This is a genomic window from Methyloglobulus morosus KoM1 (genome assembly GCF_000496735.2).
In the GTDB taxonomy this organism is placed as follows: domain Bacteria; phylum Pseudomonadota; class Gammaproteobacteria; order Methylococcales; family Methylomonadaceae; genus Methyloglobulus; species Methyloglobulus morosus.
In genome coordinates, this window is sequence record NZ_AYLO01000030.1 from 22437 (window position 1) to 28497 (window position 6061).

Genomic DNA, 6061 nt, shown 5'->3' on the forward strand with positions numbered 1-6061 from the left:
GCGTTATTGACCGAACTCAGGCGTGTTAAGAAAAAAATAGATTTTTTTATGACTCCACTGTCCGTCATTTCAAGCCAAAAATTGAACAATGAGGCTTTCGTTTTCGACCAAATTCATATCGAAGTAGCACGCAATGCATCCGATGATTTTAATTTGTTCCACGATAAGCACAAATGGCTGCAGATCACCCATAACCCCTTCAAAGGCCCTATTGTCCTGGGTTATCAGCTCAATACACTGGTTGAGCACCAAATGCGCTTATACCGGGAAGCGCACCACGAAGACAAGGTGATCGCCGAAAATGGCCTACGTTTCAGCAATTATCAAATAACCTTTGTTAACGCCGTCCGTCCGAGGATGCCGGTCACCCTCGAGATCAAAAAGACATTAATCACCACCATCCCTAACCTGACGTTGGCCAACCGAATTTCGATGAAATCCGATGGTAAAATCGTGCTGCTAGGTTTTAAAAAAGAAACCCAAACACCGTTATTTTTGCCGGAAGCACAGTTTGGAACACTGCCCGACCTCAACGACATTCCCGACCTGACTACCGTGCCTGACACCCACTACTTTCTCAAACGGAAATACCTCAATAACGGTTCCGTTAAAAACTTCCTATCCGGCTCATTGGCGGAGCAATCCGATTATTTCGATGAATTGACCCATATTGCAAATTATCCAGAAATTTTTCCGTGCAGCCTAACCTCCGGGGCATTAATGGAAAAAGCGCAGTTGGAACACCATGACTTTAAACGCAACCCAATGGTGTACACCTCGCATGAAATTTCTGTCGACCGCCATTATCTCAGCAAGCTTAAGAATAATGACACGTTGCATATCCTCGTGGAGCAACTCCCCGAATCCCAAGATAACACCCTAAACCAAACCAATATCCAAGTCAGGACCTATTATTGTTATGGTTTGTTAGAAAATAATGCCGTGCTGTTCAGGGTTAAGATGAACTTGGTTCCGTTAGAGGAAATATTAAAGAATTTGGGGCAGAAATAAGGGAACCGACGAGTACCTTAATAAATCACCGTCAACTAGCGAAATATTAACCGACATCACTTGTTGGATATGTGGTTTGGCTGAACAATCACCCCATAAGGAGGGCGATGCGTATCCCAGCTAACTTTCACTTTAGCCAACCTGTTTGCAATCCTGATTAACGGTGGCAAATAACGCTATATTTCCTTACAATAGCCTGTTTAGTCAAACTTTTCATCCAATCTCTGAAGGGGTTGGAATCATCATGCCTGGTATCCACATGCACGGTGTAGGCATTGCAACTTTAGGAATTATGGAACAGAACAACTTCCCGCTTGGAATCCCCGGCTTTTCATACGCCGATCTTTACGATTCAAACCGTCTAAAAGACTTACTGGATGCTTTCGATACGTCGGTAAAAAAACATGATGCTGACCTGTTTGCAAGGTACGCAGATTTTCGGCAGGACCAGGGCGAAGGGCTAACCCCGGAAGCCTTGTCGGAATTGTTAGTGCAGATGGGGCCTTATGTCGGGGAGTTTGTGGCGACCTTGTTTGGCGTAACCGAGCAACACCAGGCGCAGGCCACGAAAATTAAGGATGAGTTTGCCACTATTTTCGCTTATAAGAACGAAGTGGTTGCCAAGTTGAATCTGGCGTTTAAGGATGAGGATGTCGGCACGTGGGATAAGGCGGCAGTCAACAATCGTTTTGATTTGCTGGCGGCGGCGGGATTTCCTGATGCCGATAACGATAATGATCCCGAACATCGCGTAGCGCAAGTTGGCGCGGTTATCGGCTCGTTGTCCACGCATTACAAGCTGGTCGCAAAAGGCAAGGAGAGCGATTATCAACATGCCGATGATGTCGTAATAGGCTTGCGGAATACCTTGGCAGCGCACCCACAAGCGGCAGTTGAGTTTAAGGATGTCATAGCGCAAGGCGGATCGGCTGAATTCGTGCAAGGCTTGATGGATTGTGTGCAGCGTTGGAGCTATCTCGCCCAGCAAAACCCTGAAATCTGCGAAAATTGGCTCAGCTTTAAATTCCCGCAAAAGCGCGATTTCGACCATCTGGTCGAACATGATGTCGTCGATAAGGGCGAATACACCGCTTGGATGGGCGAACTGAAACATCGCCGCCGCCGTGATGGCTTCAAATTGACTGATCCGCGTTTTAACCAACGCGAGGTGTTGTCGGAAGTCGATCATTGTATATACTGCCACGAGCGCGATACCGATTCCTGCTCCAAAGGCATGATTAACAAGAAAACCAAGCAGTTTAAAGTCGACCCGTTGGGTGTGACTACGACCGGCTGTCCACTGGAAGAAAAAATCTCCGAGATGCACTTGGTCAAGCGCAATGGCGACAATATCGGCGCGTTAGCCATCATCATCATCGACAACCCGATGTGTCCAGGCACGGGACACCGCATCTGTAACGATTGCATGAAGGGTTGCATCTACCAAAAGACCGACCCGGTCAACATTCCGCAAATCGAAACCAACGTGCTGACGGATGTACTGTTCATGCCTTACGGTTTCGAGATTTACAGCTTGCTGACGCGCTGGAATCCGTTGAATGCCAAACGCCCTTATATGCTGCCATACAACGGCAAGAATGCGCTAGTAGTCGGTTTAGGCCCGGCAGGTTATACCATGAGCCATTATCTGCTGAACGAAGGCTTCGGCGTTGCTGGTATCGATGCCTTGAAACTTGAGCCGTTGCCGACTTATCTGACGGGCGATAGCGCTACGCTTCCTCAACCGGTTGTTGATTTCAAGGAACTGTACGAACAACTTGACGAACGCATCCTGGCGGGATTTGGCGGCGTGGCGGAATACGGTATTACTGTACGTTGGGACAAGAATTTCCTGAAAGTCATTTACCTGACCTTGCTCAGGCGGCAAGCTTTTCGTGCTTACGGCGGTGTACGCTTTGGCGGCACGATCACCATTGACGATGCTTGGGAGATGGGCTTCCATCATATCTGTCTTGCGTCCGGCGCGGGTAAGCCGACGATTATCGGCCTTAATAATAACCTGATCCGTGGCATCCGTAAGGCTTCCGATTTCTTGATGGCGTTGCAATTGACTGGCGCGGCGAAAGCCTCTTCCTTGGCTAACCTGCAAGTACGTCTGCCAGCCGGGGTTATCGGCGGCGGCTTGACGGCGATTGATACCGCTACGGAACTGATGGCATATTACCCCCTCCAGGTCGAAAAAATCCTCAACCGCTATGAGGCGTTAGTCAAACTTAACGGCGAAGCGACGGTGAGAGGCCGTTACGACAAGGAAGAAACCCTGATCCTTGATGAATTCCTCGCGCATGGCAAGGCAATCAAGGCGGAACGCCAACGCGCGGAAGCGGTAGGCGAGCAACCTAATTTTCAACCCCTGGTGGAAGAATGGGGCGGCGTGACCTTGTTCTACCGCAAAGGTATGAAAGATGCGCCCGCTTACCGCCAAAACCACGAAGAAATCGCCGAAGCCCTGGAAGAAGGTATCGCCCTTGCCGAAGGCATGAGCCCGGTTGCGGCTTTGGAAGATGAGTACGGTCATCTTAAGGCGGTTGAATTCGATAAATTGGAACAAGTCGAAGGTAACTGGAAGGGCAGCGGCAAAAATGTCACTGTTCCGTTGCGCGGACTTTACATCGCCGCCGGGACTTCGCCCAATACGATATACCAAAGCGAATATCCCGATACCTTTATGATGGATAAGCACTTTTTCCAACGCTTCGAACCGGAATGGACGGATAGCGACATAACATTAACCCCGATGCACGATGAAGAAGCGCCCAAATTAGGCAAACCTGCACCGCTGACTTCATACCAAAAAGACGGCAAGCACATCAGTTTTTACGGCGACAACCATCCCGTGTATGCGGGCAATGTCGTCAAGGCGATGGCGAGTGCAAAGAACGGTTATCCTTATATCGTCAAGTTGTTTGAAAAAGAACTGGCCGACCTAAATCCAGCGCAGCAAACCGAACGCGATACCGCGTTGGTAACACTGTTTGCCAGGATGGATGAAGCCTTTACCGCAACTATCGTCGCGATTAACCGATTGACACCGACCATTATCGAAGTCGTCGTGAAAGCGCCCATGGCGGCAAAAAAATTCTACCCCGGCCAGTTTTACCGGGTGCAGAATTTTGAAGCCCATGCGCCTGTCGTCGAAAACACCGTGCTAACCTCGGAAGGGTTGGCGTTGACAGGTGCGGATGTCGACAAAGAAAAAGGCACGATCTCCCTGATTGCCCTGGAAATGGGTTCGTCCTCCCGCCTGTGTGCAAGCTGGAAAGTGGGCGATCCGCTGGTCATCATGGGTGTCACCGGAACGCCGACCGACATCCCGACGGGGCAAACCGTGCTGCTGATCGGCGGTGGTTTGGGCAACGCGGTATTATTTTCGATTGGCAAAGCCTTACGGGCGGCAGGCAATCGCGTGATTTACTTTGCGGGTTATAAATTCAATCAGGATCGCTTCAAGATCAGCGACGTGGAAGAGGCCGCCGACGTGGTCATTTGGTCGGTAGATAAAGGCGATAACGTACAACCCTTTACCCCAAGCCGTCCGCAAGACAAGAGCTTCGTCGGCAATATCCTGGAAGCGATGGTTGCTTATGCCAAGGGCGAATTGGGCGAACAACCGATTTCCCTGGCGGATGTTGACCACCTGATCGTCATCGGTTCCGACCGCATGATGGCGGCAGTGAAAACCGCGCGCTACGATGTCTTGAAACCTTATCTCAAAAAAGCGCACCACGCCATCGGCTCCATCAACTCGCCGATGCAGTGCATGATGAAAGGTATTTGCGCCCAATGCTTATGCAAACATGTCGAGCCGGATACCGGTAAGGAATATTTCGTCTACTCCTGCTACAACCAAGACCAAGATTTGGACCGGGTGGATTTCCCGCACCTCAACGCCCGTCTGCGGCAGAATACCGTGCAGGAAAAGCTGTCGAATATGTGGTTGGATTATTTGATGACGAAAACTAATTAAAGGGTAGGTTGGTGGTGAGGAACGAACCCCAACGATCAAGGTGGATAATTTGTTGGGGTTCGCAAGCTCACCCGCAACCTACAATGCCCAGCTTATCGGGTTAAAATGCCAAACACATATCAATGATAATGACACCAAAAGATATACTAATCCCACTAGTAATACTTGTGCTCCAAATCGGCATTGTTAAATGGATAGACCTTAAAATAAAATTTGCTGTTAATGAAGCAGAAGCAATAGCTGCTATTAAAGCAATTGGGGTTCGTTTATGGTCATTTGTCATATTTTCTGCCCCAGGCGTGTTTGCACTTATAGAACTAATAAAAGAAGTCTCGGTTACTAAACTAGCCATTATTTACCTGTTTCTATTTACAACAGGTTTAGCATTTACTTTTTCTTTACATTGGTTGAAAGAAATTATCTCAATAATGAAAGAATCACATAATGTACAAGTACAAGTATTTGATTCAATTAAAGATATCAATGGAGTTCTTAACAGCCATAATGAAATTATTAATGAGCATACTCAAATGTTAAAAGAGTTATTAGAGGGTGAAAAAAATCAAACTTAAAAAGCTTAGGAATAATTGAGGTCAGAGAAAGCATTGCGCCGAATGCGGTGCATAATGTCGTACTACGCCCTACGGCTCTAGATTTCATTAATGTTGGGATTTTTGGTTTAATCAGGGACATAAAACCGTAGGTATGATTAGCGATAGCGTAATCGTACGCATGGGTTTTGTTGATTACATTCCTCCGATTTCTCTATCGCTAATCGAAGCTACGCGTACTGAAATTAGAATCAGCAATTGCCTTTTTTGGCTTGGCCGGGCGGACAAAAGTGGCTCTTGCCGGGGGCTGGCGATGTTATCGGGACGAGCCGTCTGTACGGATCGACGACAATGGAACCACCAGGCGTATTAACTGCGCAGCTTGTGAGGAAGACGGTGGCTAAAGGAATAGCGAATGTTTTTTTCATACAGGTCACATTTTTAAATTCAACGTTAATGATTCGGATTTTGTGTATTCATCTGTTCACGAAGACACAGAATGCCATACTGT

General features: G+C 47.9%; 3 protein-coding genes. All 3 read left to right on the forward strand.

The genetic code is table 11. From position 1 onward, the window contains the following. Positions 1-48: 48 nt before the first annotated feature. The 3 genes from MGMO_RS04265 to MGMO_RS04275 all read left to right on the forward strand — a co-directional run bounded on the left by MGMO_RS04265 (position 49) and on the right by MGMO_RS04275 (position 5571). Positions 49-1011: a hypothetical protein gene (locus MGMO_RS04265; protein ID WP_051383962.1), complete on the forward strand. Its 963-nt coding sequence runs from the start codon at positions 49-51 to the stop codon at positions 1009-1011. 292 nt (positions 1012-1303) lie between these two features. Then, the gene (locus MGMO_RS04270) at positions 1304-4999 is read left to right on the forward strand and encodes a pyridine nucleotide-disulfide oxidoreductase (RefSeq protein ID WP_036306835.1); all 3696 of its coding nucleotides are present in this window, start codon (positions 1304-1306) and stop codon (positions 4997-4999) included. Positions 5000-5127: 128 nt separating this feature from the next. Then, positions 5128-5571, forward strand: a complete 444-nt coding sequence (locus tag MGMO_RS04275) for a hypothetical protein (protein ID WP_023493804.1) — start codon at positions 5128-5130, stop codon at positions 5569-5571. The last annotated feature ends 490 nt before the right edge of the window (positions 5572-6061 follow it).

Coding starts and splice junctions, on each gene's coding strand:
- MGMO_RS04265 (WP_051383962.1), top strand. CDS start 49: ATGACTCCACTGTCCGTCATTTCAAGCCAAAAATTGAACAATGAGGCT.
- MGMO_RS04270 (WP_036306835.1), top strand. CDS start 1,304: ATGGAACAGAACAACTTCCCGCTTGGAATCCCCGGCTTTTCATACGCC.
- MGMO_RS04275 (WP_023493804.1), top strand. CDS start 5,128: ATGACACCAAAAGATATACTAATCCCACTAGTAATACTTGTGCTCCAA.